The sequence below is a fragment of the Niastella populi genome, assembly GCF_002078015.1.
Classification (GTDB): Bacteria; Bacteroidota; Bacteroidia; order Chitinophagales; family Chitinophagaceae; genus Niastella; species Niastella populi.
In genome coordinates this window covers 1-1,028 of sequence record NZ_LWBP01000068.1, presented here as the reverse complement: position 1 = coordinate 1,028, position 1,028 = coordinate 1, and the positions used below count along the sequence as shown (strand labels likewise).

1 protein-coding gene is annotated in these 1,028 nt (G+C 33.4%); it reads right to left on the bottom strand.

The genetic code is table 11. The features are described from left to right. Nucleotides 1–293: 293 nt before the first annotated feature. Nucleotides 294–779 carry a hypothetical protein gene (locus A4R26_RS08200; protein ID WP_165760190.1) on the bottom strand — a complete coding sequence of 162 codons (486 nt, stop codon included), beginning with the start codon at nt 777–779 and terminating at the stop codon, nt 294–296. Nucleotides 780–1,028 lie beyond the last annotated feature (249 nt).

The window sequence follows — 1,028 nt, the reverse complement described above, 5'->3', positions numbered from 1 at the left end:
TGATTACCTGCCTCTTGTTTAAAGCGCATTTAAATCTGAGGAAATATTTCGAACAAGAAAACGCCTTCAAATTCAACAACTTGAAGGCGTTTCAATTTAATCGGCGGAGAGAGAGGGAAGTGAACCTACCCTACTCCTTATTGTTAGTCAGTTAGTTGAGTGCTGCAAAATGGGGGACTCAATAGATGACGCTGTGATATTTGACACTATAAGAACTGATATTCTTTTGTAAAGATAGATAAAACAATTAAGAAGATAATTTGCATTGTCAACGGGCACTAAACTTGAATTTATTACAATCCAATACTGCCATGAAGACCAAATTTAATTTTTCTCTTCGCTTTTATATATTTAACAACCTGTTCTTTCGATTTGAATTCCGTAAAACTGTATCCTGTCCACAAGTCTATAACTTTATCGTCCTGCAATTTCAGCATAACTATTTTTGTCGAAACGCCAACTCCCCCGGTTAGATAAGTAATAAGAAACGTTCCCTTACTTTCTGAAAAGAATAACAATTTCCTTTTTGGTAACTTCTGTGAAGATTCACAACAACATCTATACTCTTCATTTGGATTGGCAATTGAAAAATTGTCGCTTGTCAGACAGTTAAGGTATTGCATTATTGAACCAGGAATCTGGTTCTTATCTTTCGATGTTTTAAATTTTTGTGTTTGTAAATCGGAAATAAAATCATCTAAATTCTCATCCAGATAAATTTTCATTGTATCAACCGTAATGCCACAGTTATTCTGCGCAAAGGAATAACTTGAGAGCATTAAAAAAAATAAAAATGTAATATATCTTATTGTTATCATCTATTGACTAAAAAATAAATTCAGGCTTATTTATTAAGGTTACGAATACATTTTCCTACTTAATGAACGCCTGCTCAACGTATACAGTGCTATCGAAAACGTTCTTTTATTTCTAACATTTTACCTTTAACAGAACCTAACCCAATTAGATTTCCATGATGGTTTTCACCCAAGAACCAGTTGTAAATTCTTGCCATGTTGACCCAGGGT